We start from the raw sequence: 25,000 nt of genomic DNA, 5'->3' as shown, positions 1-25,000 counted from the left end.
TCCAGTCTTCCCTGGCCATGGAAAACATGACCCCGGCGGTGCCGTTGCACCTCACGTTGCCCGGCTCCCCCCACGGCTGCTTCGGGGACCGGGTGCTGGTCGACAAGCTGACCTACGACTTCAGCGAGCCCGAGCCCGGTGACGTGATCGTGTTCCACGGTCCCGACACCTGGATCAACCAGGACTTCGTGGGCGCCGAGCCGACCAACCCGGTCTCCCGCGCGCTGCAGGGGATCGGGTCGCTGCTGGGGTTCCCGGCGGCGAACGAGGAGGACTTCGTCAAGCGCGTCATCGCGGTCGGCGGGCAGACCGTGAAGTGCTGCGACGACCGCAACCGGGTCGTGGTCGACGGCAAGCCGCTGGACGAGCCGTACGTGTACTGGGCGCCGGGCCGCAGCACCGTGCAGGAGTCGTTCACCGAGCGGAAGGTCCCCGAGGGCTACCTGTTCGTGCTGGGCGACAACCGCAACGACTCGTGCGACTCGCGGTGCCAGGGCGACGGCCTCGAAGGCGGTTTCGTGCCGGTGGGCAACGTCGTCGGCAAGGCGCGGGCGGTCGTGCTGCCGCCGTCGCGCTGGCAGGGCGTCGGTGATCACAACCCGCAGGTCGTGGCGATGGGCGCCCCGCCGTGGCAGGACGCGTTGCCGGTGGGCTTCGGCTTCGCGGCGGCGTGGCCGGTGCTGCTGCTGGGCAAGCGAGTGAGGTCGCGGCTGCGGGGCTCGCGGCTGAGATAGGGTCGAGGGGTGATCCGCAAGCCGCCCCGCGTCCAGGTTCGGCAGACCGCGGGCATCTGGGCCTTCGAAGCCGCGTTGGCCCGGCGTGGTCTCGGCCCGGTGGCGGGCGTCGACGAGGCCGGCCGCGGCGCCTGCGCGGGCCCGCTGGTCGTGGCGTCGTGCGTGCTCAAGCCGGGTGACGCGGCGAAGTTCGAGGGGCTCACCGACTCGAAGCTGCTCACCGCCGCCGCGCGGGACCGGATGTACGACCTGGTGCTCAAGCGCGCGCTGGACTACGCGGTGATCGTGATCCCGTCCGCCGAGGTCGACCTGATCGGCGTGCACGTGGCGAACATCGAGGGCATGCGGCGCGCGGTCGCCCAGCTGGGCGCCCACCCGGGGTACGTGCTGACCGACGGGTTCCCGGTGCCGGGCCTCACGGCGCCGAACATGCCGGTGGTCAAGGGCGACCGGGTGGCCGCGTGCGTCGCGGCGGCGTCCGTGCTGGCCAAGGTGACGCGGGACCGGATCATGACCGGTCTGCACGAGGAGCTGCCCGCCTACGGGTTCGACGTGCACAAGGGCTACAGCACCCCCGAGCACTCGGCGGCGCTGGTGGAACACGGCCCGAGTGCGCAACACCGCTGGTCGTATGCGAACGTGGCCGCCGCGGCGCTCCGGCACGGACTGGAACCGCCGCACCGGGTGGCGCGCGGCGTGATCGCCGCCGCCGTGGTCCAGAATGGGACAACCCCGCAGACCAGCGGTGGCAGGCTCGCGACGAGGAGGGGCGCGGATTCGATGATTACCCGCGCGGAGGCGTAATGAGTGCAGAGGATCTCGAGAAGTACGAGACCGAGATGGAGTTGTCGCTGTACAAGGAGTACCGCGACATCGTCAGCCAGTTCTCGTTCGTCGTGGAGACCGAGCGGCGGTTCTACCTGGCCAACTCGGTGGACGTGCAGGTCCGCAACGCGGACGGCGAGGTCTACTTCGAGGTGCGGATGTCCGACGCCTGGGTGTGGGACATGTACCGCCCCGCCCGGTTCGTGAAGAACGTCCGCGTGATCACCTTCAAGGACGTCAACGTCGAGGAACTGGACAAACCCGACCTCAGGCTGCCCGAGGACGGTCCGTTCAACTCCTGATGCCCGCAAGTCGCAGGGGCCTGCCGCGAGGTGGGCCCCTTTGCGGCTCTTCGGGCCCATACCACGCGATACCGACAATTCCGCCGGCTCCGTCCACAGCCCACGGAGTTGTCCACAGCCGGTGAACTGCCGGTCGCCACCCCCGCACCACCCCGGGCAAGGTCGCACCAGGACCGAGCGCGAAGGGGTGGGGCGATGAGCACGGCGACCGATCTGGGCAGGCGTGGCGAGGACGCGGCGTGCCGGTACCTGGAGCACCAGGGGCTGTCGATCCTGGCGCGGAACTGGCGGTGCGCCGACGGTGAGCTGGACGTCGTGGCCACCGACGGCGCGCGGCTGGTCGTCGTCGAGGTGAAGTGCCGCTCGGGCACCACCAGGGGCACACCGCTGGAGGCGGTGACGCCGGAGAAGCTCGACCGGGTGCGCGCGGCGGCCCGGCGCTGGCTGAGCGCCCACCGGGTCGGCCGGGTCGACGTCCGGTACGACGTGATCGCGATCGAGTGGCCGGCCGCGGGCCGCGTCCGCCTGCACCACCGGCGAGGTGTGTGATGGCGCTCGCGCGGACGTGGTCGGTGGCGTTGTCCGGCGTGGACGGCGTCGCGGTGGAGATCGAGGCCGACGTGGGCGTCGGCACGGTCAGGACGCAGCTCCTGGGCCTTCCCGACGCCGCCCTGCACGAGTCGAAGGACCGCGTGAAGGCGGCCGTGCGCAACAGCGGCCACGACTGGCCGTCCCAACGGGTGACGCTCGGCCTGTCCCCGGCGACGCTGCCCAAGAACGGCTCCGGGTACGACCTCGCCATCGCCTGCGCGGTCCTGGCCGCCGCGAAGGCGGTCCCGGACGAGCGGCTGGCCGGCACCGTGCTGGTGGGTGAGCTGGCCCTGGACGGCCGGGTCCGCGCCGTCCGGGGTGTCCTGCCCGCGTTGCTGGCGGCCAGGCGTGCGGGCCTGACCGAGGCGGTGGTCCCGGTGGCTGCGCTGGGCGAGGCCGCACTGGTGGACGGCGTGACGGTGCACGGCGCGGCCTCCCTGTCCGACGCCCTCGCGTGGTTGGCGGGTGAAGGGGTCCTCCAGCGGACCACCGGGCCCGTCGCCGCCCCGCCGCCGGACAGCCCCGACCTGGCGGACGTCATCGGGCAACCGGAGGCGAGGTGGGCGCTGGAGGTCGCCGCGGCGGGCGGTCACCACGTCCTGCTGACCGGGCCGCCGGGCACCGGCAAGACCATGCTGGCGCAGCGCCTGGCCGGCCTGCTGCCGCCGTTGTCGCCGGAGGAGGCCCTGGGCGTCACGGCGGTGCACTCCATCGCGGGCCTGCTCACCCCGGAGGCGCCGCTGGTCTCCGCGCCGCCGTTCGTCTCGCTGCACCACTCGACGTCGGTGGTCGCGCTGGTGGGCGGCGGCACCGGCACGGCGAAGCCGGGTGCGATGAGCCGCGCCCACCGCGGGGTGCTGTTCCTGGACGAGGCCAGGGAGTTCGGCGCGGCGAAGCTGGAGGCGCTGCGCACGGCGTTGGAGGACGGCGAGGTGCGGCTGGCGAGGCGGGACGGCATCGTCCGCTACCCGGCCAGGTTCCAGCTCGTGATGGCGACCAACCCCTGCCCGTGCGCACCGCCGAAGGACATCGACTGCACCTGCCTGCCCGCCGCACGTCGGCGGTACCAGGCCAAGCTGTCCGGCCCGTTGCTCGATCGGGTGGACATCAGGGTCGTGATGCGCCCCCTGACGGCCATGAGCGGTGTCGAGGTGGCACCCCCGGAACCGACCGCGGCCGTCCGCGCACGGGTGCAGAAGGCCAGGACGCGGGCGGCGGAGCGCTGGGCCGCTCACGGCTGGCTGACCAACGCCGAGGTGCCGGGCCCGGTCCTCAGGCGGGAGTTCGCCCTGCCGAGACCGGTGACCGCCGTCCTGGACCGGGCGCTGACCACCGGCGCCCTGACGGGCCGCGGTGCAGACCGGTGCCTCCGCGTCGCCTGGACCCTGGCCGACCTGGCCGAGGTGGACCGCCCGACTGCCGACCACGTGGCGGCAGCCCTGGAATTCCGAGAGCGCAGGACGTCATGACCACCCACCACACCCCCACCGCACGCCGACCGAGCAACCCCACCCCGTCACCTCCGCCCACCCCTGCCCCATGCGTGGCCACTTCGCCCGAAGGCACGTCGTCCGCGTCCATTCCGGGTGCGCTGCTGCCATTGCCCCCCGCCGGCCCACCCGAGTCCGCGGTGTCGGGCCGGTCCCGGTGGCCGCGGGAGGCGCGTGAGTGGTGGGGGCGGCCGTGAGCGCGGACCGTGCGGTGAAGCCGGTGAACCTCGACGAGGTCCGGCTGGCGCGGGCGTACCTGTCCCGCGTGGCCGAGCCGCCTGCCGCCGCGCTGGTCCGGTTCGTGGCCGAGGTGGGACCGGTTCGGGCGGCGGAGCTGGTCCGCGCGGGGGAGGTCCCGGCCGCGGTCGACAGCCAGACCTCGGCGCGGCGGGCGTTGGACCAGGCCGAGCGCGACCTCGAAGCCGCCGCGAAGATCGGCGGTCGGCTGTTGGTGCCCGAGGACGACGAGTGGCCCCGGTGGCCGTTCAACGCGTTGACCATCGCCGCCGCCAACAACCTCCGGTGCGGGTTGGAGCCGTTGGCGTTGTGGGTCCGGGGCCAGGCGGACCTGGCCGCGATCACCGAGCGGGCCGTCGCGGTGGTGGGCAGCCGGGCCGCCTCGGGGTACGGGCAGCACGTCGCGGGGGAGTTCGGGTTCGGGTTGGCCGAAGCCGGGGTCACCGTGGTGTCCGGTGGTGCGTACGGCATAGACGGCGCCGCGCACCGGGGCGCGATCGCGGCCGGCGGGATGACGATCGCCGTGCTGGCCTGCGGGATCGACGTCGCCTACCCGGCGGGCCACCGCGCCCTGCTGGAGCGCATCCCGGGCCACGGCCTGCTGGTCAGCGAGTACCCGCCGGCGCACACACCCGCACGTCACCGGTTCCTCACGAGGAACAGGCTCATCGCGGCCCTCTCGGAGGGGACGGTGGTCGTGGAAGCGGCGCAGCGCAGCGGTGCCAAGAACACGGCGGCGTCGACGGTGGCGCTCGGGCGGGTGCTCATGGCGGTGCCCGGCCCGATCACCTCGGTGTGCTCGTCGGGCTGCCACGAGCTGCTGCGGTCCGGCGTCGCGCTGCCTGTCACGAGCGTCGCGGAGGTCATCGAGTCGACCGGGCGGCTCGGCATGGACCTGGTCGAGGCCACCCGCAACACCGACACCGGCCCACCGCAGGGCGACGCGATGCGGGTCTTCGAAGCGTTGGGCCTCACGTTCGGCCACAGCCCCGAAGCGATCTCCGTCGAGTCCGGCGTGGAGCTGGCCAGGGTGCGCGCTTTGCTGCCACAACTGGAACTGGCCGGTCTCGCGGAGCGGGCGGATTCAGGTTGGAAGCGTTCCCAGAACGGGAGTTGGCGTGGCGATACTTGACCAAGAGCGCTTGAGGGCGCAGCGTCAGGGGCTATGTCCCCGCCGCCGCCCGCTCGGACACGTCGTGTGGACCTCGTGCGCCTGCGCCGAGGTCTGCCCGGCGACGTGGCGCAGGCGCTGGACCGCTACGAGCGGCACCTCGCGATGGAACGCGGCCTGTCGCCGCACACGGTGCGCGCGTACCTCGGGGACGTGGTCGCCCTGCTGGTCCACTTAGCCGGCGGCACGACCGACAACGCCACCGTGGAAGCGATCGACCTGCCCGGACTGCGGTCGTGGTTGGCTTCCCAGCACTCCGCCGGCGCGAGCCGGACGACGATGGCCCGGCGTGCCGCCTCGGCCCGGACGTTCACCGCGTGGGCGTCCCGCAACGACCTGCTCGCCGCCGACCCGGGCCCGCGGCTGAGCGCGCCCCGGCCCCACCGGACCCTTCCCGCGGTACTGCGGACGGACCAGGCCGGCGCTGCCATGGCAGTTGCCGAAGTCGGTGCGGAACAGGGCGATCCGGTTGCGCTGCGTGACCAAGCCGTGGTGGAGTTGTTGTACGCGACAGGTGTCCGGGTCGCTGAGTTGTGCGGTCTCGACCTCGACGACGTGGACTACTCCCAAAGGGTGATTCGGGTTCTGGGCAAAGGTAGTCGTGAGCGCACGGTGCCGTTCGGCGTTCCGGCCGAACGGGCTGTACGGCGCTGGGTGGAACAGGGCCGATCCGCCCTGGTCAACGGCCGTTCACAGGGTGCGCTGCTGCTCGGTGCGCGCGGCGGTCGGCTCGACCCGCGTACCGCCAGGAGGATCGTCCACGATGTAGTGGGTGAGGTACCCGAGGCGGTCGACACCGGCCCCCACGGCCTGCGCCACTCGGCGGCCACGCACCTGTTGGAAGGGGGAGCGGACCTGCGCACCGTCCAAGAGCTTCTTGGTCACGCTACGCTCGCAACGACTCAGCTCTACACACACGTCACCGTCGAACGGCTGAAGGCGATCCATGACCGAACCCACCCCCGCTCCTGACGTCGCAGGGGGAGGTTCGCGGACCGCAACCGTGACCTCTCCCTCCGCCGCGCACGTCGGGACCTCGTCGGCGGCGCGCACCCCGGCTGGGACGAACGGTCACCACGTCGACAGCGAGCTGGTGCGCACGAACGGCCACGCCGCGCCCGCGCCGGTCGGCAGGCCCGCGCACCCGGCGTCCGAGTCGCGGACCGCGGATGACGTGGAAGCCGGGATCATCGCGCTGTGGCACACCTACGGCGAGTCGCGCCGGCAGGCGCTGCGGGACCGCCTCGTGCTGCACTACGCGCCGCTGGTGAAGTACGTCGCCGGTCGGGTCGGCACCGGTCTGCCCGCGCACGTCGACGTGGCGGACCTGATCCAGTCCGGCATCTTCGGCTTGGTGGACGCGATCGAGAAGTTCGAGCCCGAGCGCGGCCTGAAGTTCGAGACCTACGCGATGCAGCGCATCCGCGGCGCGATCCTCGACGACCTGCGCTCGCAGGACTGGGTGCCCCGCTCGGTCCGCAGCCGCGCCCGCGACGTCGAGCGGGCGCTGGAGCGCCTGGGCGGCAGGCTCCAACGCACCCCGACCGACCGCGAGCTCGCCGCCGAGCTGAAGATCGGCCTCGGTGAGCTGCGGGAGCTCTACGCCCAGCTCCAGCTGACCAGCGTGGTGGCGCTGGACGAGCTGATCGCGGCCGGCCGCAACACCGGCGGCGCGGGGTCGTCGCTGGCCGAGTCGCTGCCGGACGAGGGCGCGGAAGACCCCATCGCGACCCTGGTCGACCAGGACAGCCGCCGCCAGCTGGCCGACGCGATCGCGCAGCTCGCTGAGCGGGACCGCGTGGTGGTCACCCTGTACTACTTCGAGAACCTCACGCTGGCCGAGATCGGCAAGGTCCTGGGCGTCACGGAGTCCCGCGTGTGCCAGCTGCACACCCGAGCGGTCCTCCGCCTCCGCACCAAGCTGAACGAGCAGCTGGAGGCCTGAGGCCAGGCCTGACCCGCCGCAAGACCCGCGACCCGCGACCTGGAAGCCGGAAGCCGGGAGCCGGTCAAGACCGCTCGGCAACCACGGAGTGCCGCGATGCCAGGGTCGCCGCGGTCGGGGGAACCAGGGCGTGGGGATCACATGTCCGTCAGCCGGAGAGGTTGGGCCGCGCGACGGGCGGCGGGGCACAGGGCGTGAGGAGCGGGCGGTCGTGGTCAGTCTTCGCTCGGCCTCGGTAGCAGGCGGACGTGGTTGGGGAGCACCAGCGGCAGGGGGTCCAGGTAGGTGCGGGACTCCGGTGAGGTCACCCGGAGCGCGCCCCAGTGGAGGCAGGCCTCGGCGGGGCAGCCTTCGTGACCCGGGCGCAGGGTGCCGATCCGATCGCCCCGGCGCACCTGTTGGCCCCGGTGGACGGTGGGGATGAGGGGCTCGTACGTGGTGCGCAGGCCGCCCGCGTGCAGCAGCGACACGACCGTGCGGTCGGCCACCGGGCCGGCGTGCAGGACGACCCCGTCGGCCGCGGCCAGGACCGGGGTGCCCGGCGGCGCGGCCAGGTCGACCCCTCGGTGACCCGGGGCGTACGGCGTGGCGGGCGGGTCGAAGGTGCGGACCACCTGGTGCGGTGGCGCAAGGGGCCAGGCGAAGCGCGGCGCGCGGGCGGACCCGGCCGCCGAGGGTGCCAGGGGTAGGGTCAGCAGGGCTGTCAAGGCCAGGACCAGCGGTGTTCGCATGGTGGGAGTCACGGGTCCAGCGTTCCGGCGCGGACCGGGGGCTACCAGTGGCTTCGCCCCGGCTGTGGACAACTCGGGGGCCTGTGGACAACTCCGGGCCCGGTTCGTGGATCCCGGCCTCACCGGCGTACACTCGGTGCGCGGCCCGTGTGAGTGCGGGGCGACTTCGCGTGCCAATGCAGATCCGACCGGTTTCGGTGTGGTCGAGTCACGGCGTCCGGCGGTCCAGAGGCGAGACGTCCTCCGGTTCGGGCGGCGGCAGGGGCACCAGGGCGGCGGACCGACCGGCCCGCCGCGACGAACCGGAACGCACGCCGGCCAACGCCAGGCGTGCCTGAACGAAGAGGTGCGAACCCGGCCATGGCCGTCGTCACCATGAAGCAGCTGCTCGACAGCGGCGTGCACTTCGGGCACCAGACCCGTCGCTGGAACCCGAAGATGAAGCGCTACATCTTCACCGAGCGCAACGGCATCTACATCATCGACCTGCAGCAGACGCTGACCTACATCGACCGGGCTTACGAGTTCGTTCGGGAAACGGTCGCGCACGGCGGGTCGATCCTGTTCATCGGCACCAAGAAGCAGGCGCAGGAGGCCATCGCCAACGAGGCCCTCCGCGTCGGCATGCCCTTCGTGAACCAGCGCTGGCTGGGCGGCATGCTCACCAACTTCTCCACGGTGCACAAGCGCCTCCAGCGGCTCAAGGAGCTGGAGTCGATGGAGCAGACCGGCGGTTTCCAGGGTTTCACCAAGAAGGAAATCCTGATGATGAACCGCGAGAAGGACAAGCTGGAGCGCACGCTCGGCGGTATCCGCGACATGTCCAAGGTGCCCAGCGCCGTGTGGATCGTGGACACCAAGAAGGAGCACATCGCGGTCGGCGAGGCGCGCAAGCTGAACATCCCGATCGTGGCGATCCTCGACACGAACTGCGACCCCGACGAGGTCGACTACCCGATCCCGGGCAACGACGACGCGATCCGGTCCGCCGCGCTGCTGACCAAGGTCGTGGCCGAGGCCGCCGCCGCCGGTCTGATGGCGCGCTCCGGCGCCCGCACGCAGGCCGCCGACGGCGCCGACAAGCCCGAGCCGGGCGTCGGCACCGACGAGCCGCTGGCCGAGTGGGAGCAGGAGTTGCTGGTCGGCACCGAGGCGACCGACAAGCCGGCCGAGCCCCCCGCTGCCGCCGCCGCGCCTGCCGAGGGCACCGAGGCCGTCCAGTCCTGATCCACCCGCACGCCGCGCCTGCCCCCGACCGAGGCGGGCGCGGCGTGCGCACAGGATCGGCACGACAGCACCCAGCACCACCCCCAGCGCGAAACCGCGTCGGTGGAGCCGGCTGACAGGGCTCAGCGGTGAAGCCGACGATCAGACCGCAGAAGGAACGGAAATCGCACGATGGCGAACTACACCGCCGCTGACGTGAAGCGCCTCCGCGAGCTGACCGCCGCAGGCATGATGGACTGCAAGAAGGCGCTCGAGGAAGCCGACGGCGACTTCGACAAGGCGGTCGAGATCCTGCGCATCAAGGGTGCGAAGGACGTCGGCAAGCGCGCCGAGCGCACGACCTCCAACGGCCTGGTCGTGGCCGAGGACGGCGTGATGATCGAGCTGCGCTGCGAGACGGACTTCGTCGCCAAGAACGCGGACTTCCAGGAGCTGGCCTCCCGGATCGTCGCGGTCGCCAAGGCCACCCGCCCGGCGGACGCCGAGGCGCTCAAGGCCGCCGACCTCGACGGCCAGTCCGTCGACGCGGTCGTCCAGGAGTTCTCCGCCAAGATCGGTGAGAAGCTGGAGCTGGCCAAGGTCGCCGTCTTCGACGGCACCGTGACCACCTACCTGCACCGCCGTGCCGCCGACCTGCCGCCCGCCGTCGGCGTGGTGGTCGAGTACACCGGCGACAGCGAGGACGCCGCCCGCGGCGCCGCGATGCAGATCGCCGCGATGCGTCCCCGCTACCTCACCCGCGACGAGGTCCCCGCGGACGTGGTGGCCAACGAGCGCCGCATCGCCGAGGAGACCGCTCGCGAGGAGGGCAAGCCGGAAGCGGCGCTGTCCAAGATCGTCGAGGGTCGCGTGAACGGCTTCTTCAAGGACGTCGTGCTCCTGGAGCAGGCTTCCGTGACGGAGTCGAAGAAGACCGTCAAGGCCGTGCTGGACGAGGCCGGGGTCACCGTGACCCGCTTCGCCCGGTTCGAGGTCGGCCAGGCCTGATTCGCGTGAGGGCGGGGTTGCGCGCAGACGTCGCGACCCCGCCCTTGCCGTGTCCAGAGGAGCACCTGTGAGCGCAGAGGTAGACCACGCGAAGGCGGACCACGCCGACGACGAGCCCATCCACGGCTACCGCCGGGTGATGCTCAAGCTGGGCGGCGAGATGTTCGGCGGAGGCGGTGTCGGCGTCGACCCCGACGTCGTGCAGACCGTCTCGCGCCAGATCGCCGCGGTCGTCCGAACAGGGGTCCAGGTCGCGGTCGTCATCGGCGGCGGCAACTTCTTCCGCGGCGCCGAGCTCCAGCAGCGCGGCATGGACCGCAGCCGCGCCGACTACATGGGCATGCTCGGCACCGTGATGAACTGCCTCGCCCTGCAGGACTTCCTGGAGCGCGAGCACGGCATCGAGACCCGCGTGCAGACCGCGATCACCATGGGCCAGATCGCTGAGTCCTACATCCCGCGCCGGGCCATGCGGCACCTGGACAAGGGGCGCGTGGTCATCTTCGGCGGCGGCGCGGGCATGCCGTACTTCTCCACCGACACCACCGCGGCGCAGCGCGCGCTGGAGATCGGCTGCGAGGTCGTGCTGATGGCGAAGGCCGTGGACGGCGTCTACACGGCCGACCCCAAGATCGACCCGGACGCGCAGATGTTCGACAACATCACCCACCGGGAAGTGCTCGAACGCGGCCTGAACGTCGCCGACGCGACCGCGTTCAGCCTGTGCATGGACAACAACATGCCGATCATGGTGTTCAACCTGCTGACCGAGGGGAACATCGCGCGAGCCGTGCGTGGTGAGAAGATCGGCACACTGGTGAGCACCCCCGGTGGTCGCCCGTCCTTCTAGACCTGCTGGGATTCGAGCCGAACTGCGCACACCAAGGGAGTCAGTCGTGATTGACGAGACCCTCCTCGACGCCGAGGAGAAGATGGAAAAAGCGGTGTCCGTGGCGAAGGAGGACCTGGCCGCGGTGCGCACCGGCCGTGCCAACCCCTCGATGTTCTCCCGCATCGTGGTCGAGTACTACGGTTCGCCCACCCCGCTGAACCAGCTCGCCAGCGTCGCCATCCCGGAGGCGCGCATGGCGGTGATCAAGCCCTACGACACCAGCCAGCTCAACGCCGTCGAGAAGGCCATCCGCGACTCCGACCTGGGCGTGAACCCCAGCAACGACGGCTCGATCATCCGCGTGGTGATCCCCCAGCTGTCCGAGGAGCGCCGCCGCGAGATGGTCAAGGTCGCCAAGGGCAAGGGCGAGGACGCGAAGGTCTCCGTCCGCAACATCCGGCGCAAGGCCAAGGAAGAGCTGGACCGCCTGGTCAAGGACGGCGAGGTGGGCGAGGACGACGGCACCAGGGCCGAGAAGGAACTGGAGAACGTCACCCACCGCTACGTGGCCCAGATCGAAGAGCTGGTCAAGCACAAGGAAGCCGAGCTGCTCGAGGTCTAGGTGTCACGTCGGCGTCGGCGGCCCGGGTGACCGGCCGCGCGCCTCGCTTGGCCGGTGGACGGCCGTGATGGGAGCACAACAGGTGTCAGGCGGCGGTGACCCGGGCGCGCAGGAGAAGAGCGCGTCACGCGCGGGGCGCAACCTGCCGGCGGCCATCGCCGTGGGCGTCGGCTTGGGCGCGGTCATCCTCGTCGCGCTGTTCACGGTGCGCGAGGTGTTCGTCGGCATCGTGGCCGTCGCGGTCGCGGTGGGGGTCTACGAGCTGGCCGGTGCCCTGCGGCGCAGCGCGGGCATCCGGGTGGCCCTCGTGCCGGTGATGGTCGGCGCGCAGGCCGTGGTGTGGCTGGCCTGGCCGTACGAGCGCGCGGGCGTGCTCGGCGCGTTCGTCGTGACGATGCTCGCGTGCCTGTTCTGGCGGCTCAAGGACGGCGCGGACGGCTACCTGCGCGACGTCACCGCGTCCATCTTCGCGGTCGCCTACGTGGCCGTGTTCGCGTCTTTCGCGGTCATGCTGGTCGTGCCGGACGACGGGGTGTTCCGCGTCCTGGCGTTCCTGATCGGCGTCGTGCTGTCCGACACCGGCGGCTACGTGGCCGGTGTGCTGTTCGGCAAGCACCCGATGGCCCCCACCATCAGCCCGAAGAAGTCCTGGGAGGGCTTCGCGGGCTCGATGGTGGCGGGCATGGTCGGCGGCGCGCTGACCGTGGGCCTGATGCTCGACGGCCAGTGGTGGCAGGGTGTGCTGTTCGGCGCGGCCCTGGTGGTCACCGCTACGGCGGGTGACCTGGTCGAGTCGCTGATCAAGCGCGATTTGGGCATCAAGGACATGGGCACGCTGCTGCCCGGTCACGGCGGGTTGATGGACCGGCTGGACTCGCTGCTGCCCGCGGCCGTGGTGGCCTGGATGCTGCTGCACGTGTTCGTGTAGCGGCCGGCGTCAGTCGTCGTACGGGTCCTCCACCCGCGTCTCCGTGTCCTCCTCCGGTGACAGCGGGGTGGTGCGGGACGGGTCGATCACCGAGAACACCGCGCCCGTGTGGTCCGCGACCACGGTGACCCGGCCGAGCGGCGTGTCGTACGGCTCGACCGTGACCCGGCCGCCCAGCTCCAGCACCCTGGTCGCGACCGAGTCGGTGCCGATCTCCGGCGCGGCGGTGAAGTAGACCATCCAGTGCGGCGGGGTGTCCGGCGAGAACGCGCGACCCATCCGCTGCCTGCCGAGCACGGTGTCGCCCTGCACGGCCCAGAGCGTGTAGTCCACCGCCTGACCGTCACCGATCTGGGTGATCTCGTAGCCGCACAGCTCCTGGAAGAACTCGTCCGCCAGCTGCCCGTCGCGGGTGTTCAGCTCGGCCCACGCGTACGCGCCGTGCCCGTCCGTGCCGAACAGCCAGTCGGCGGGCACGTGCCGGAAGCCCACGACGGCGCCGCTCGGGTCGGCCAGGAGGGTCACCGTGTCCGACGGCTCACCGAGGATCGTGCCGCCCAGCGCGTGGGCCTTCTCGGCGGTGGCGCGGGCGTGCGGCGTGTTCAGGTACAGCGTCCACGCGCTCGGCTGCGCCGCGGCGACGAGCTCGGCCACCGGCAACCCGTCCACGACGGCGACCGTGCGGCCGTCGGCGTCGGAGTAGTACCAGCCGAACAGGCCCGTGTAGAAGTCGATCGTGGAGCTCAGGTCGGTCGTGGCGATGTCGACCCAGCAGGGCGTGCCGTGGTGGAGTTCGGCCAGGGCGGGTGAATTGGGGACGATCGACACCGCGTACCTCCTGCTTGGCGACGATTCGATCACGCTACGGCTCTAGAGTCGTCCCGTGAAGGGATTCGTTCGCGCCGCCTTGGCCGCGGTCCGGCCCGTCGACGTGCTGCCGAGCCCGAACATCTGGCACTGGCCCGAGGTCTACGAGGTGGAGAACCGCGCGCAGGACGTGGACGGCGCCATCTGGGCCGCGCTGCGGCAGGAGTGCGACTGGGCCGGCCGGGACGTGGTCGACGTCGGGTGCGGCGACGGGTTCCACCTGCCGGTGTTCGCGCGGGAGGCCCGGTCGGTGACCGGTGTCGAGCCGCACCCGCCGCTGGTCAGGCGGGCCAGGCAGCGCGTGGCGGACCTGCCGGGCGTCGAGGTGGTGGCCGGTCCCGCGCAACGCCTGCCGCTGCGCGACGCGACCGCGGACCTGGTGCACGCGCGCACGGCGTACTTCTTCGGACCGGGCTGCGAGCCGGGCATCCGCGAGGCCGACCGGGTGCTGCGGCCCGGCGGCATGCTGGCGGTCGTGGACCTCGACGGCCGCGCCGAGCCGTACGGGCCGTGGCTGTGCGCCGACGAGCCCCGCTACGACCCGGCGGAGGTGGAGCGGTTCTTCACCGACCTGGGGTTCTCGATGCGGCGCGTGCGCGCGCTGTGGCGGTTCGAACGGCGGGAGGACCTGGAAGCCGTGTTGCGGATCGAGTTCTCCGCGGCGGTGGCGGAGAAGGCCATCGCGCGGACGCCCGGCCTGTCGTTCGAGGTCGGCTACCGCGTCCACGCGAGGCGCAAACCGGCCGGCATCGTGCTGCCCTGACGGCGCTCACCTAGGATTCGGTCCGTGGAGAACAGGAACGCGGGCAGGTTGGGTCGGCAGGTCGGCGTCGTGGGTCTGGGCTGCTGGCAGCTGGGCGCCGACTGGGGCCAGGTCGAGGAGTCCGACGCGCTGGCCGTGCTGCACGCCGCCGCCGACACCGGCGTGAACTTCTTCGACACCGCCGACGTGTACGGCGACGGGCGCAGCGAGACGCTGATCGGCAAGTTCCTCCGCGAGCGCGGCGACGCCGGGATCACGGTGGCCACCAAGATGGGCCGCCGCGTCGACCAGGTGCCGGAGAACTACAGCCGCGAGAACTTCCTGGCCTGGAACGACCGGTCGCGCGCCAACCTCGGCGTGGACACGCTCGACCTCGTGCAGCTGCACTGCCCGCCGACCCCGGTCTACTCGACCGACGAGGTGTTCGACACCCTCGACGAGCTGGTGCAGGCCAAGCGGGTGGCCGCGTACGGCGTGAGCGTGGAGACCGCCGAGGAGGCGCTGACCGCCATCGCCCGACCGGGCGTGGCGAGCGTCCAGATCATCCTGAACGCGCTGCGGCTCAAGCCGCTGGAGCAGGTGCTGCCCGCGGCGGCGGAAGCGGGCGTGGCGATCATCGCCCGCGTTCCGCTCGCCTCGGGGCTGCTGTCCGGCAAGTACACCGCGTCGACCACGTTCGGCGCCGACGACCACCGCAACTACAACCGCAACGGTGACGCCTTCGACGTCGGGGAGACGTTCTCCGGCGTGCCGTTCGAGGTCGGCCTGGAGGCGGTGGAGCGGCTGCGGCCCCTCGTGCCCGCCGGCGCGACCATGGCGCAGTTCGCGCTGCGGTGGATCGTGGACCAGCCGGGCGTCACCGTGGTCATCCCCGGTGCCCGCAACGCCGAGCAGGCGCGGGCCAACTCGGCCGCCGCGGACCTGTCACCGCTGTCGGCGCAGGCCCAGGACGAGGTGCGCGCGGTGTACGACGAGCTGATCCGGCCGCTGGTCCACGACCGCTGGTAGGTCGGCGGCCCCGCCGGTGTCACCCGGCGGGGCGACCCATGGACGTCACTCGTCCGAGTCGTCTTCCTCGACGTCCAGCTCACCGAGGATGGCGTACAGCTTGCGGCGGGCCTCGCTGAGGACCTCGACCGCTCGCGCCTTCTGCTCACGCGTGCCCGCGTGGGCCATCTGCTGCATCGCCGCGCCGAGGTGGCGCGACGCCGTGCGCAGCTTCGCCGCGTGCAGGTCGAGGTCGTCGTTGACCTGCTGCCACGGCGGTGCGCCCTGGAGCTTCGCCGCCTCGGCCCGACCGGTCTCGGTCAGCGTGAACAGCTTCTTGCCGCCCGCCTCCTCGGTGGAGGCGACGAGGCCCTCGTCGGCCAGCATCTGCAGGGTCGGGTAGACCGATCCCGGGCTGGGCCGCCAGAGGCCGTCCGTGCGGCCGGAGATCTCCTGGATCATCTCGTAGCCGTGCATGGGGCGTTCCGCGAGCAGCGTGAGCACCGCCGCGCGGACGTTGCCCTTGCGCTGCCTGCCGCCGCGTCCCCGACCCCGGCCGGGCCCGGGGCCGTGACCAGGGCCGTGGCCGAAGAACTCCGGGTCGGGCCGCATCGGCGGCCCGGGGAACGGCCCGCCGGGCTCGAAGCCGCCGCCGAACCCGTGCCGGGGGTCGTCGAAGCCGTGGCCGCGGTGGTGCCGGCGGTGTCCCGGGTGCATGTGTCCGTGCATTCGCATCGTCTTGCTCCTTCATCGATCGGTTGTGATGTGTCGACGATATATCGGAACGTATCGCGATGCAACGGTGATATGTCTCCCAGGTGGTGTCCACGCCCACGCGCCGCCGTGGTCGGGTGTGCTGCGCGGTCGTGGGACACTGGGAAGTGCTATGACTGCCCTCCCCCTCGTCTTCGACGCGCCCAAGCGCGGGCTGCCGCCGCGCCACCTCGCCGACCTCTCCGCCGACCAGCGTCGCGAGGCGGTCGCCGCGCTCGGTGAGAAGCCGTTCCGCGCCACGCAGCTGTCGAACCACTACTTCAGCCGGCTGACCGTCGACCCCGACGCGATGACCGACATCCCCGCCACCGCGCGGGAACGCCTGGTGGCGGACCTGATGCCACCGCTGTGGACCGAGCTGCGCAGCGTCGAGGCCGACGGCGGCACGACGCGCAAGACCTTGCTGCGCGCCCACGACGGCACGTTGGTCGAGAGCGTCCTCATGCGCTACCCCGACCGCGCCACGCTGTGCATCTCCAGCCAGGCGGGCTGCGGCATGGCGTGCCCGTTCTGCGCCACCGGCCAGGGCGGGCTGACCCGCAACCTGTCCACCGCGGAGATCGTGGACCAGGTGCGGCGCGGTGCGGCGGCGATGCGCGACGGCGAGCTGCCCGGCGGGCCCGGCCGGCTGTCGAACATCGTCTTCATGGGCATGGGCGAGCCGCTGGCCAACTACAAGCGCGTGGTCGAGGCGGTCCACCGCATCTGCGACCCCGCGCCCGAGGGGCTGGGGATCTCGCAGCGTTCCGTGACGGTGTCGACGGTCGGGCTGGTGCCGGCGATCCGGAAGCTGACCGAGGAGGACCTCCAGGTCCGCCTGGCCGTGTCGCTGCACACGCCGGACGACGAGCTGCGGGACACGTTGGTGCCGGTCAACACGAAGTGGAAGGTCGCGGAGGTGCTGGAGGCCGCCCGCGGTTACGCCGACCGCACCGGTCGCCGCGTGTCGATCGAGTACGCGCTCATCCGCGACGTGAACGACCAGCCGTGGCGCGCTGACCTGCTGGGCAAGCTGCTGCGCCGCTACCTGGGCCAGCTGGTGCACGTCAACGTCATCCCGCTGAACCCGACGCCGGGCAGCAAGTGGGACGCCTCGCCGAAGCCGGTGGAACGCGAGTTCGTCCGCCGGGTCAACGAGCAGGGCGTCGCCTGCACCGTGCGCGACACCAGGGGCCAGGAGATCGCCGCCGCCTGCGGCCAGCTCGCCGCCGAGGGCTGAGGTCCCCCGCCGGGTGCGCCGCGGTCGCGGCCACCCGGACCGGCGGGGTGGGGGCTAGCGGCGCCAGGAGGTGCGGCTGCGGACCTGGTCGCGGATCAGCATGGCGGCCATGGCGAGACCGATGAGGACGACCCAGATGTTCTCGGTGCGGCCGTGGTGGTTGCCGATCAGCAGGCCGAACACCGCCAGGGTGGACAGCCAGCCGGCGATCTTGATGCCCTTGGGGAACGTGCCGTGCCAACCCCACTCGACGGACGGCTCGTCGTGGGGGTCGACCGCCGGACGCTTCTCCAGTTCCGAGGACGAAGACACAGCCGCACGACCTTCCTGCCCGATCACGTACAACCCCAACCAGATCACTGCCGCGTCATCGTCGCACACGCGCGCGCCGCGCGAGACGTGAGGTGCGCGGCACCCCTCGGGCCGTCCGCACCGCCCGTAAGCGCCACGCGCCGACCGCGTCACCTGCGTCAACTTTCGTCGGAAGCGGTCGAGACCAACGAACGCGGACGGCGGCCCGGTTGTTCTTTACCGTGGTCTCCCGTGACGTCTGTCGTTCAGCGGCTCCGGCCCGTCCTGCCGGACCTCCGGGAGGCGCCCGCCGCGTTCCTGCGCACCCACGCCGAACGGCTCGCGCAGGTCACGCCGTGGCGGGTGGGCCGCGAGGTGCTCGCCGTCGTCGTGCTGCTCGGCCTGGACGTGTTCCCCGGCTGGATCTCGGGCGACTGGCGGCTGTCGGGGTGGCTGCTGGTGGTCCTGGGCGCGGGGTACGTGGCGCTCTACCTGGCCCGGTTGCTGTTCCCGGCGCTGGCGCTGCTGGTCGGCACCTGGGTGGTCTTCAGCACCGAGCACGGCGGCATCGCCATGGTGGTCATGCTGGCCTACGCCGCCGGCTACCGGATCGCACCGTGGCAGCGCGCGCTGCTCACCGCAGTCTTCGCCCTCGCGCTGCACATGGTCGCGTGGGGCCTGTCCACCCCGGGCCTCTCCGGGCCGTTCGGCTCGTGGGTGATGCTGACCGTCTACTGCATGGTCGTGGCCCTGCCGTTCCTCGTCGGTCGGTACGCCGCGCAGCGGAACGCGCTGGTCGCGGCGTTGCAGGAACGCGAGGAGCGGGTGGTGCGCGAACGCCGGATGGTGTCGCGCCAGGTGCGGCTGCGCGAGCGCAACCGGATCGCCCAGGACATGCACGACAGCCTCGGCCACCGGCTCAGCCTCATCTCCGTGCACGCGGGCGCGCTGGCCCTGGACACCGGTCTCGGTGAGCGCCAGCGCGAGGCGGTGCAGGTGCTGCGCAGCGCGGCCCTGACCGCGATGGAGGAGCTGCGCGGCGTCATCGGCGTGCTCCGGCGCGACGAGGAGCCCGAAGAGGACCAGGTGCGGCGCACCACCGTCGGCGGAGTCGACAACCGGACCGTGGACGCGATCGACGAGCTGGTCGAGGGCGCGCGGCGGGCCGGTGTGCGGGTCGGCCTGGTCCGCGGCGGCCAGCCCGTGCCGCTGCCCGCGAAGGTCAGCCACGCCGCGTACCGCATCGCCCAGGAGGGCCTGACCAACGCCAACAAGCACGCGCCGGGCGCGAGCGTGCGGGTGACCGTGAAGTACGAGCCGGACGCGCTGGTCGTGGAGGTGCGCAACAACCCGGCCCGCGCCAGGACGACGGGCGGCGCCGGGTTCGGCCTGATCGGGCTGGGCGAACGGGTGCGGCTGGCGGGCGGCATGCTGCACGTCGGGGAGCTGCCGACCGGCGGGTTCCGGATCGCGGCCGTGCTGCCCTACGAGGACACCGCCGCGTCGGGCGACGAGCCGTCCGACGACGTGTCGCCGGACGTCGAACCGGCCGGGCCCGCCAAGCCGACCGGCATCCGCAAGTGGGCGGGCGTCGGGTCGATCGTGCTGGCCGGGGTCGTGGTGCTCGTGGTCGTCGGCGGCTACACGTGGATCGGGACGCAGCCCATCACCAAGGTGGTGTCCGACGAGCTGTACGACTCGGTCTCGGTCGGGCAGTCCGAGGCCGAGGTGATGGCGAGGCTGCCGGGTGGCGCGGAGCCGCCGCTGGGCGACATCAAGTCCGACTCCCTGCCGGAGCCCGCCGGGTCCCGGTGCCAGTACCGGGTGGCCGACCGCCAGACCTACAGCTCGCGCGCGACCAAGGTCGTGCGGTTCTGCTTCGCCGACGGCAAGCTCGTCGAGAAGAGCACCCACCTGCAGGGGATGTGAACGTGATCCGGGTCCTCATAGCCGACGACGAGCCGCTGATGCGCGCGGGCATCAAGGCCATCCTGGGCACCGCCGAAGACATCGAGCTGGTCGCCGAGGCCGGTGACGGTCGGGAGGCCGTGCGCGCGGCCCTGGAACGGCGGGTGGACGTCGCCGTGCTCGACATCCGGATGCCCCGGCTCGACGGCCTGGCCGCGGCCCAGGAGCTGAAGTCGGTCGCACCGTCGGTCCGGGTGGTGATCCTCACCACTTTCGGCGAGGACGACAACATCGTCCGGGCGCTGTCCGAGGGCGCCGCCGGGTTCCTGCTGAAGGACTCCGCCCCGGAGGAGTTGCTGCGCGCGGTGCGTGCCGTTCACTCGGGAGAGGCGTACCTGTCACCGATGGTGACCAGCCGGGTGGTCGGGATGGTGGCCCAGGTCGGGCAGCCGCGCCGCCAGCAGGCGATGCGCCAGGTCGAGGGGCTGACCGAGCGCGAGGTGGAGGTGCTGGCCCTGCTGGGGCTCGGGATGTCGAACGCCGACGTCGGCCAGCGGCTGCACATGAGCGAGGCGACGGTGAAGACCTACGTGAGCAGGCTGCTGGCCAAGCTGGGCCTCACCAACCGGGTGCAGGCGGCGCTGCTGGCGCGCGACGCGGGCCTGGCGGGGTGAGCGGACCGGTGCCGACCACCGGGGACGCGCACGAACGAGCGCCCCGCCGAGTGTCTCGACGGGGCGCTCCAGGCGTGGTTCGTGCTTCCTGCGGGGTCATGCCCTCGCGCGGTTGCCCGTCACCATGCGGTAGATGCCCAGCACGACCAGCGAGCCGAGGATGGCGAGCAGCCAGGTGCTGAGGTCGAAGAACGTGTTGATGTCGGTCCCGAAGATGGCACGGCCGATGAACCCGCCGATAATGGCGCCGACAATGCCGAGCAGCATCGTGATGATGATGCCGCCGGGGTCCCGGCCTGGCATGATGGCCTTGGCGATGGCACCCGCGATGAGGCCGAGGACGATCCAACCCAAGATGCCCACGGGGGCTCTCCTTCCTGATGGCCGCGACGGGCGGATCCGTCGAGGCGCTTGGACCAGGAATGCCCACGTTCGGGTGAGACCACGCGTGCGTTATCGTTCTGTTATCGAAGTACCGCTGTGCGGACTATCAGGATGCCTCCGCAACAATGGACGGTGATGAGCACACCACGCACGGTCCTGGTCCTCGGCTCCACCGGGTCGATCGGCACCCAGGCCCTCGACGTCATCGCCGCCAACCGCGACCGGTTCTCGGTGGTCGGGCTGGCCGCCGGGGGCTCCGACCCGGCCGCGCTGGCCGCCCAGGCCGTCGAGTTCGGGGTCGAGGCGGTGGCGGTGGCCCGGGCCACCGCGGTCGAGGACGTCACGCTGGCCCTCTACGCCGAGGCTCAGCGCCGCGGCTACCCGCGGGGCGCGTTCAAGCTGCCGCGCATCCTCGCCGGACCCACCGCGATGACCGACCTGGTCGACTCCACCCCGGCGGACGTGGTGCTCAACGGCATCACCGGCTCCATCGGCCTGGCGCCGACGCTGCACGCCCTCAAGACCGGGGCGACGCTCGCGCTGGCCAACAAGGAGTCGCTCATCGCGGGCGGCCCGCTGGTGCTCAAGGCGGCCAGGCCCGGCCAGCTCGTGCCGGTCGACTCCGAGCACTCCGCGCTCGCCCAGTGCCTGCGCGGCGGCCGGGCCGACGAGGTGGCCAAGCTCGTCCTCACCGCGTCCGGCGGCCCGTTCCGCGGCCGCACGCGGGCCGAGCTCGCCGGCGTCACCGCGCGTGACGCCCTGGCGCACCCCACGTGGTCGATGGGCCCGGTCATCACCATCAACTCCGCGACCCTGGTCAACAAGGGCCTGGAGCTGATCGAGGCGCAGCTGCTGTTCGGCGTGCCCTACGACCGCATCGGCGTGGTCGTCCACCCGCAGTCGGTCGTGCACTCGATGGTGACCTTCGCCGACGGCTCCACGCTCGCCCAGGCCAGCCCGCCGGACATGAAGCTGCCGATCGCGCTGGCCCTGGGCTGGCCCGACCGCGTCCCCGGCGCCGCCGCCGCGTGTACCTTCGATGTCGCGACGGCGTGGACGTTCGAGCCGCTGGACGACGAGACGTTCCCGGCCGTGAGGCTGGCCAGGCAGGCCGGCTCCGGCGGGGGTTGCCTCCCGGCGGTGTACAACGCGGCGAACGAGGAAGCGGTCGCGGTCTTCCTCGACGGCGGCACGTCGTTCACCTCCATCGTGGACACTGTCGAACGGGTGCTGGCGGAGGCGGACGGCTGGGCGCACGAGCCCGCCGACGTCGCCGAAGTCCTCGCGGCGGAGCATTGGGCCCGGGCGCGGGCGAGGGAACTCGTGGCCACTTCGGTGGGGTCTGGAAGGGACTGACGTGGTCGTCTTTTTGGGCATTCTGCTGTTCGCCCTGCTCATCGGCATATCGATCGCGCTGCACGAGCTCGGCCACCTCGTCACGGCGAAGATGTTCGGGATGAAGGTGACCCGGTACTTCATCGGGTTCGGGCCGCGCATCTGGTCGTTCCGCCGCGGCGAGACCGAGTACGGCGTCAAGGCCATCCCGGCCGGCGGGTTCTGCGAGATCACCGGCATGACCGCGCTGGAGGAGGTCGCGCCCGAGGACCAGCACCGCGCGTTCAACCGGCAGAAGACCTGGAAGCGCGTCGTCGTGCTCTCCGCGGGCTCCATCACGCACTTCCTCGTCGGCTTCGTCATCCTCTACTTCATGGCCTTCACCATGGGCATCCCGAACCTGCGCGACAGCGCGCTGGTCGCGGAGGTGGCCCCGTGCGTGCAGAGCAGCACCCAGGACGACTGCGCGCCCGGAGCGCCGGCGCCGGCCAGGGACGCCGGCTTCCAGGTCGGTGACGAGATCGTCGCCGTGGCGGGCTCGGCCACCCCCACCTGGGGCGACGTGCTGAAGAAGACCCGCGAGCGGACGGGGACCACCGAGTTCAAGGTGCTCCGCGACGGCGAGGAGCTGACCCTCACCGCCGACGTCGCCCGGGTCGAGCGCGAGCTGGAGCGCAAGGACGGCACGCGCTACAAGGAAGAGGTCGGCGCGATCGGCGTCATCCAGCAGCGCAACTTCGAGTACAACGCGATCACCGCGTTCGGCGGCGCGACCTCGTTCACCGGCACGATGTTCGAGAACACCTGGCGCGGACTGATCAACTTCCCGAAGAAGATCCCCGCCGTGATCTCGGCCATCGGCGGCGCCGAGCGCGACGTCGACAGCCCGGTCAGCGTGGTCGGCGCGAGCAGGCTCGGCGGCGAGGCGGTCGACCGGGGCCTGTGGCAGCTGTTCTGGCTGATGCTGGCGGGGCTGAACTTCTTCGTGGGTGTGTTCAACCTCCTGCCCCTGTTGCCGCTTGACGGTGGTCACATCGCCGTCAACCTGTACGAACGGGTGCGAAACTGGATCCGGAAGCTGCGCGGCCTGCCCGCCGGTGCGCCGGTCAACTACCTGCGGCTGCTGCCGCTGACCTACTTCGTGATCTTCGTCGGCGGGTCGGTCACGCTGTTGACGATCACCGCGGACATCGTCAACCCCATCAAGCTCTTCCAGTGAGAGGTGCCAGTTCATGAGTGACGGCGTCATGCTCGGTATCCCGGCGATGCCGCCGCCGGTGTTGTCGGAACGGCGCAAGACCCGCCAGCTCATGGTGGGTTCGGTGGGTGTGGGCAGCGAGTTCCCGGTGTCGGTGCAGTCGATGACGACGACGGTGACCGCCGACGTCAACGCGACGTTGCAGCAGATCGCGGAGCTGACGGCGGCGGGGTGCGACATCGTGCGGGTCGCGTGCCCCTCGCAGGACGACGCGGACGCGCTGGCCGCCATCGCGCGCAAGTCGCAGATCCCGGTCATCGCGGACATCCACTTCCAGCCGAAGTACGTGTTCGCGGCGATCGAGGCCGGGTGCGCGGCGGTCCGGGTGAACCCCGGCAACATCAAGAAGTTCGACGACAAGGTCAAGGAGATCGCCGCCGCGGCCCGCGACCACGGCACCCCGATCCGGATCGGCGTGAACGCCGGCTCGCTGGACCCGCGGCTGATGGCGAAGTACGGGAAGGCGACGCCCGAGGCGCTGGCCGAGTCGGCGCTGTGGGAGGCGTCGCTGTTCGCGGAGCACGACTTCCACGACCTGAAGATCAGCGTGAAGCACAACGACCCGGTGGTGATGATCCGGGCGTACGAGCTGCTGGCCGAGCAGTGCGACTACCCGCTGCACCTCGGTGTGACGGAGGCCGGTCCGGCGTTCCAGGGCACGATCAAGTCCGCGGTGGCGTTCGGCGCGCTGCTGCGGCAGGGCATCGGTGACACGATCCGCGTCTCGCTGTCGGCCCCGCCGGTGGAAGAGGTCAAGGTCGGCCACCAGATCCTGCAGTCGCTGAACCTGCGCCCGCGCAAGCTGGAGATCGTGTCGTGCCCGTCGTGCGGTCGCGCGCAGGTGGACGTGTACACGTTGGCCGAGCAGGTCACGGCGGGTCTGGAGGGCATGGAGGTGCCCCTGCGCGTCGCCGTGATGGGCTGCGTGGTGAACGGGCCGGGTGAGGCCCGCGAGGCGGACCTGGGCGTGGCGTCGGGCAACGGCAAGGGCCAGATCTTCGTGAAGGGCAAGGTCGTCAAGACCGTGCCGGAGCACCAGATCGTCGAGACCCTGATCGAAGAGGCGATGCGGATCGCCGAGGAGATGGGCGAGACGGTCGAAGGCGGCGAACCGGTCGTCACGGTCGGCTGAGCGGGTGGCGGACGCGCGGGTAACGGTGTCCATCTGGCAGGCTTGAGCACGTGCTGAGGCTGGCTGGCGCGCGCTTGCTCGACGAGCGGGACCTGACCGAGGTCCTGGCGGTGCTCGCGGCCGACCCGGTGGCGTCCTGCATGGTCGCCGCACGGGTCGAGGTCGCGGGCCTGGACCCCTGGCGGCTCGGTGGCGAGGTGTGGGCGTACGACCAGCGTTCGCTGCGCGGCGGACGCGTCGACGCGCTGTGCTTCGCGGGCCCGAACCTCATCCCGCTGCGCGGCAACGCGACCGCGCTGCGCGGCTTCGCGGACCGGGCCCGCCGCCGGGGCCGCATGTGCTCCTCGCTGGTCGGACCCGCGGAGCAGGTGCTCGGCCTGTGGGAGGAGCTGGCCCCGGACTGGGGCCCCGCCCGCGAGGTCCGCGCCGACCAGCCGCTGATGGCGCTGGGCGGCAGCCCGTCGATCCCGCTGGACCCGCTGGTGCGGCCCGTCCGGCCGGACGAGCTGGACCGGTACCTGCCGGCCGCCATCGCCATGTTCATCGAGGAGGTCGGCGTCGACCCGTGCGCCGAGGACGGCGGCGCGTCCTACCGGGCGCGGGTGGCCGAGCTGATCGCCGGCGGGCGGGCGTTCGCCCGGTTCGAGGGCGGCGACGTGGTGTTCAAGGCCGAGATCGGGGCCATGTCGACGCAGGTCGGCCAGATCCAGGGCGTCTGGGTGCGGCCGGACCGCCGTGGCCGCGGCATCGGCGCGGCGGGCACCGCGGCGGTGGCCGAACGCCTGG

Annotated in this window: 27 protein-coding genes; 22 read left to right on the top strand and 5 right to left on the bottom strand. The window is 71.8% G+C overall.

The genetic code is table 11. The features are described 5' to 3' along the window. From lepB to AB0G02_RS05255, 8 genes are all read left to right on the top strand, one after another. The coding region (gene lepB, locus AB0G02_RS05290; protein WP_360789666.1) for a signal peptidase I at positions 1 to 734 on the top strand (734 nt) is incomplete at its 5' end. A gap of 9 nt (positions 735 to 743) precedes the next feature. Beyond that, complete coding sequence (locus tag AB0G02_RS05285) at positions 744 to 1,538, top strand: ribonuclease HII (RefSeq protein ID WP_360789663.1); 795 nt, start codon at positions 744 to 746, stop codon at positions 1,536 to 1,538. After that, positions 1,538 to 1,861 carry a DUF2469 domain-containing protein gene (locus AB0G02_RS05280; RefSeq protein ID WP_015104440.1) on the top strand — a complete coding sequence of 108 codons (324 nt, stop codon included), beginning with the start codon at positions 1,538 to 1,540 and terminating at the stop codon, positions 1,859 to 1,861. Before AB0G02_RS05285 ends, AB0G02_RS05280 begins: the two co-directional genes overlap by 1 nt. A gap of 195 nt (positions 1,862 to 2,056) precedes the next feature. After that, entirely contained in the window at positions 2,057 to 2,410 is a 354-nt protein-coding gene (locus AB0G02_RS05275) for a YraN family protein (RefSeq protein WP_360789660.1), read from the top strand. Beyond that, a complete protein-coding gene (locus tag AB0G02_RS05270) occupies positions 2,410 to 3,921 on the top strand; it encodes a YifB family Mg chelatase-like AAA ATPase (RefSeq protein WP_360789658.1) in 1,512 nt (503 codons plus the stop codon). The genes AB0G02_RS05275 and AB0G02_RS05270 overlap by 1 nt, the downstream gene beginning before the upstream one ends. A 214-nt stretch (positions 3,922 to 4,135) precedes the next feature. Beyond that, on the top strand, positions 4,136 to 5,311 hold the full coding sequence (gene dprA, locus AB0G02_RS05265) for a DNA-processing protein DprA (RefSeq protein WP_360789655.1): 1,176 nt from the start codon (positions 4,136 to 4,138) through the stop codon (positions 5,309 to 5,311). A gap of 33 nt (positions 5,312 to 5,344) precedes the next feature. Beyond that, positions 5,345 to 6,322 (top strand): tyrosine recombinase XerC, encoded by a 978-nt coding sequence (locus AB0G02_RS05260; RefSeq protein ID WP_360789653.1) that lies wholly within the window; start codon positions 5,345 to 5,347, stop codon positions 6,320 to 6,322. Continuing rightward, positions 6,297 to 7,295, top strand: coding sequence for a FliA/WhiG family RNA polymerase sigma factor (locus tag AB0G02_RS05255; RefSeq protein ID WP_360789650.1), 999 nt, complete (start codon positions 6,297 to 6,299; stop codon positions 7,293 to 7,295). The genes AB0G02_RS05260 and AB0G02_RS05255 overlap by 26 nt, the downstream gene beginning before the upstream one ends. 215 nt (positions 7,296 to 7,510) lie before the next feature. On the opposite strand, the gene AB0G02_RS05250 is transcribed toward AB0G02_RS05255, so the two are convergent. Next, on the bottom strand, positions 7,511 to 8,026 hold the full coding sequence (locus tag AB0G02_RS05250; RefSeq protein WP_360789647.1) for a M23 family metallopeptidase: 516 nt from the start codon (positions 8,024 to 8,026) through the stop codon (positions 7,511 to 7,513). 360 nt (positions 8,027 to 8,386) lie between these two features. Between AB0G02_RS05250 and rpsB the strand changes: the two genes are divergently transcribed. The 5 genes from rpsB to AB0G02_RS05225 all read left to right on the top strand — a co-directional run bounded on the left by rpsB (position 8,387) and on the right by AB0G02_RS05225 (position 12,622). Then, entirely contained in the window at positions 8,387 to 9,253 is an 867-nt protein-coding gene (gene rpsB / locus AB0G02_RS05245) for a 30S ribosomal protein S2 (protein WP_360789645.1), read from the top strand. A 171-nt stretch (positions 9,254 to 9,424) separates the two neighbouring features. Beyond that, positions 9,425 to 10,240, top strand: coding sequence for a translation elongation factor Ts (tsf, locus tag AB0G02_RS05240; RefSeq protein WP_360789642.1), 816 nt, complete (start codon positions 9,425 to 9,427; stop codon positions 10,238 to 10,240). 139 nt (positions 10,241 to 10,379) lie between these two features. Further along, on the top strand, positions 10,380 to 11,090 hold the full coding sequence (gene pyrH / locus AB0G02_RS05235) for a UMP kinase (RefSeq protein ID WP_236595242.1): 711 nt from the start codon (positions 10,380 to 10,382) through the stop codon (positions 11,088 to 11,090). Between the two features lie 46 nt (positions 11,091 to 11,136). Further along, entirely contained in the window at positions 11,137 to 11,694 is a 558-nt protein-coding gene (gene frr, locus AB0G02_RS05230) for a ribosome recycling factor (RefSeq protein ID WP_360789639.1), read from the top strand. A gap of 67 nt (positions 11,695 to 11,761) precedes the next feature. After that, positions 11,762 to 12,622, top strand: coding sequence for a phosphatidate cytidylyltransferase (locus tag AB0G02_RS05225; RefSeq protein ID WP_360789637.1), 861 nt, complete (start codon positions 11,762 to 11,764; stop codon positions 12,620 to 12,622). Positions 12,623 to 12,631: 9 nt separating this feature from the next. Here the strand turns inward: AB0G02_RS05225 and AB0G02_RS05220 are convergent, their stop codons facing one another. After that, the gene (locus tag AB0G02_RS05220) at positions 12,632 to 13,450 is read right to left on the bottom strand and encodes a VOC family protein (RefSeq protein ID WP_360789634.1); all 819 of its coding nucleotides are present in this window, start codon (positions 13,448 to 13,450) and stop codon (positions 12,632 to 12,634) included. 55 nt (positions 13,451 to 13,505) lie between these two features. On the opposite strand from AB0G02_RS05220, the gene AB0G02_RS05215 reads away from it, so the two are divergent. Both AB0G02_RS05215 and AB0G02_RS05210 read left to right on the top strand, forming a co-directional pair. After that, a complete protein-coding gene (locus tag AB0G02_RS05215; RefSeq protein WP_360789631.1) occupies positions 13,506 to 14,252 on the top strand; it encodes a class I SAM-dependent methyltransferase in 747 nt (248 codons plus the stop codon). A gap of 24 nt (positions 14,253 to 14,276) precedes the next feature. Next, positions 14,277 to 15,260: an aldo/keto reductase gene (locus AB0G02_RS05210; RefSeq protein ID WP_360789628.1), complete on the top strand. Its 984-nt coding sequence runs from the start codon at positions 14,277 to 14,279 to the stop codon at positions 15,258 to 15,260. Positions 15,261 to 15,305: 45 nt separating this feature from the next. Here the strand turns inward: AB0G02_RS05210 and AB0G02_RS05205 are convergent, their stop codons facing one another. After that, on the bottom strand, positions 15,306 to 15,974 hold the full coding sequence (locus AB0G02_RS05205; protein ID WP_360789626.1) for a PadR family transcriptional regulator: 669 nt from the start codon (positions 15,972 to 15,974) through the stop codon (positions 15,306 to 15,308). A gap of 151 nt (positions 15,975 to 16,125) precedes the next feature. On the opposite strand from AB0G02_RS05205, the gene rlmN reads away from it, so the two are divergent. Next, entirely contained in the window at positions 16,126 to 17,232 is a 1,107-nt protein-coding gene (gene rlmN / locus AB0G02_RS05200; protein ID WP_360789623.1) for a 23S rRNA (adenine(2503)-C(2))-methyltransferase RlmN, read from the top strand. 54 nt (positions 17,233 to 17,286) lie between these two features. Here rlmN and AB0G02_RS05195 read toward each other — a convergent pair whose 3' ends face one another. Beyond that, the gene (locus AB0G02_RS05195) at positions 17,287 to 17,544 is read right to left on the bottom strand and encodes a DUF2631 domain-containing protein (RefSeq protein ID WP_360789620.1); all 258 of its coding nucleotides are present in this window, start codon (positions 17,542 to 17,544) and stop codon (positions 17,287 to 17,289) included. 231 nt (positions 17,545 to 17,775) lie between these two features. On the opposite strand from AB0G02_RS05195, the gene AB0G02_RS05190 reads away from it, so the two are divergent. Together AB0G02_RS05190 and AB0G02_RS05185 are read left to right on the top strand one after the other, a co-directional pair. Then, positions 17,776 to 19,452, top strand: a complete 1,677-nt coding sequence (locus AB0G02_RS05190; RefSeq protein ID WP_360789617.1) for a histidine kinase — start codon at positions 17,776 to 17,778, stop codon at positions 19,450 to 19,452. Positions 19,453 to 19,454: 2 nt separating this feature from the next. Then, the gene (locus tag AB0G02_RS05185; RefSeq protein ID WP_360789614.1) at positions 19,455 to 20,105 is read left to right on the top strand and encodes a response regulator transcription factor; all 651 of its coding nucleotides are present in this window, start codon (positions 19,455 to 19,457) and stop codon (positions 20,103 to 20,105) included. 96 nt (positions 20,106 to 20,201) lie between these two features. Here the strand turns inward: AB0G02_RS05185 and AB0G02_RS05180 are convergent, their stop codons facing one another. After that, positions 20,202 to 20,468, bottom strand: a complete 267-nt coding sequence (locus AB0G02_RS05180) for a GlsB/YeaQ/YmgE family stress response membrane protein (RefSeq protein ID WP_360789611.1) — start codon at positions 20,466 to 20,468, stop codon at positions 20,202 to 20,204. Positions 20,469 to 20,624: 156 nt separating this feature from the next. Between AB0G02_RS05180 and dxr the strand changes: the two genes are divergently transcribed. The 4 genes from dxr to AB0G02_RS05160 form a co-directional block, all read left to right on the top strand. After that, positions 20,625 to 21,845, top strand: coding sequence for a 1-deoxy-D-xylulose-5-phosphate reductoisomerase (gene dxr / locus AB0G02_RS05175; protein WP_360789608.1), 1,221 nt, complete (start codon positions 20,625 to 20,627; stop codon positions 21,843 to 21,845). Position 21,846: 1 nt separating this feature from the next. Beyond that, the gene (locus tag AB0G02_RS05170; protein ID WP_360789606.1) at positions 21,847 to 23,043 is read left to right on the top strand and encodes a site-2 protease family protein; all 1,197 of its coding nucleotides are present in this window, start codon (positions 21,847 to 21,849) and stop codon (positions 23,041 to 23,043) included. A gap of 13 nt (positions 23,044 to 23,056) precedes the next feature. Next, a complete protein-coding gene (gene ispG / locus AB0G02_RS05165) occupies positions 23,057 to 24,214 on the top strand; it encodes a flavodoxin-dependent (E)-4-hydroxy-3-methylbut-2-enyl-diphosphate synthase (RefSeq protein ID WP_360789602.1) in 1,158 nt (385 codons plus the stop codon). A 50-nt stretch (positions 24,215 to 24,264) separates the two neighbouring features. Continuing rightward, the coding region (locus AB0G02_RS05160) for a DUF4081 domain-containing protein (protein ID WP_360789599.1) at positions 24,265 to 25,000 on the top strand (736 nt) is incomplete at its 3' end.

The organism is Actinosynnema sp. NPDC023658, from assembly GCF_040639995.1.
GTDB lineage: Bacteria > Actinomycetota > Actinomycetes > Mycobacteriales > Pseudonocardiaceae > Actinosynnema.
The sequence above is the reverse complement of the archived record's forward strand: the minus strand, read 5'-3'. Positions and strand labels throughout refer to the sequence as shown.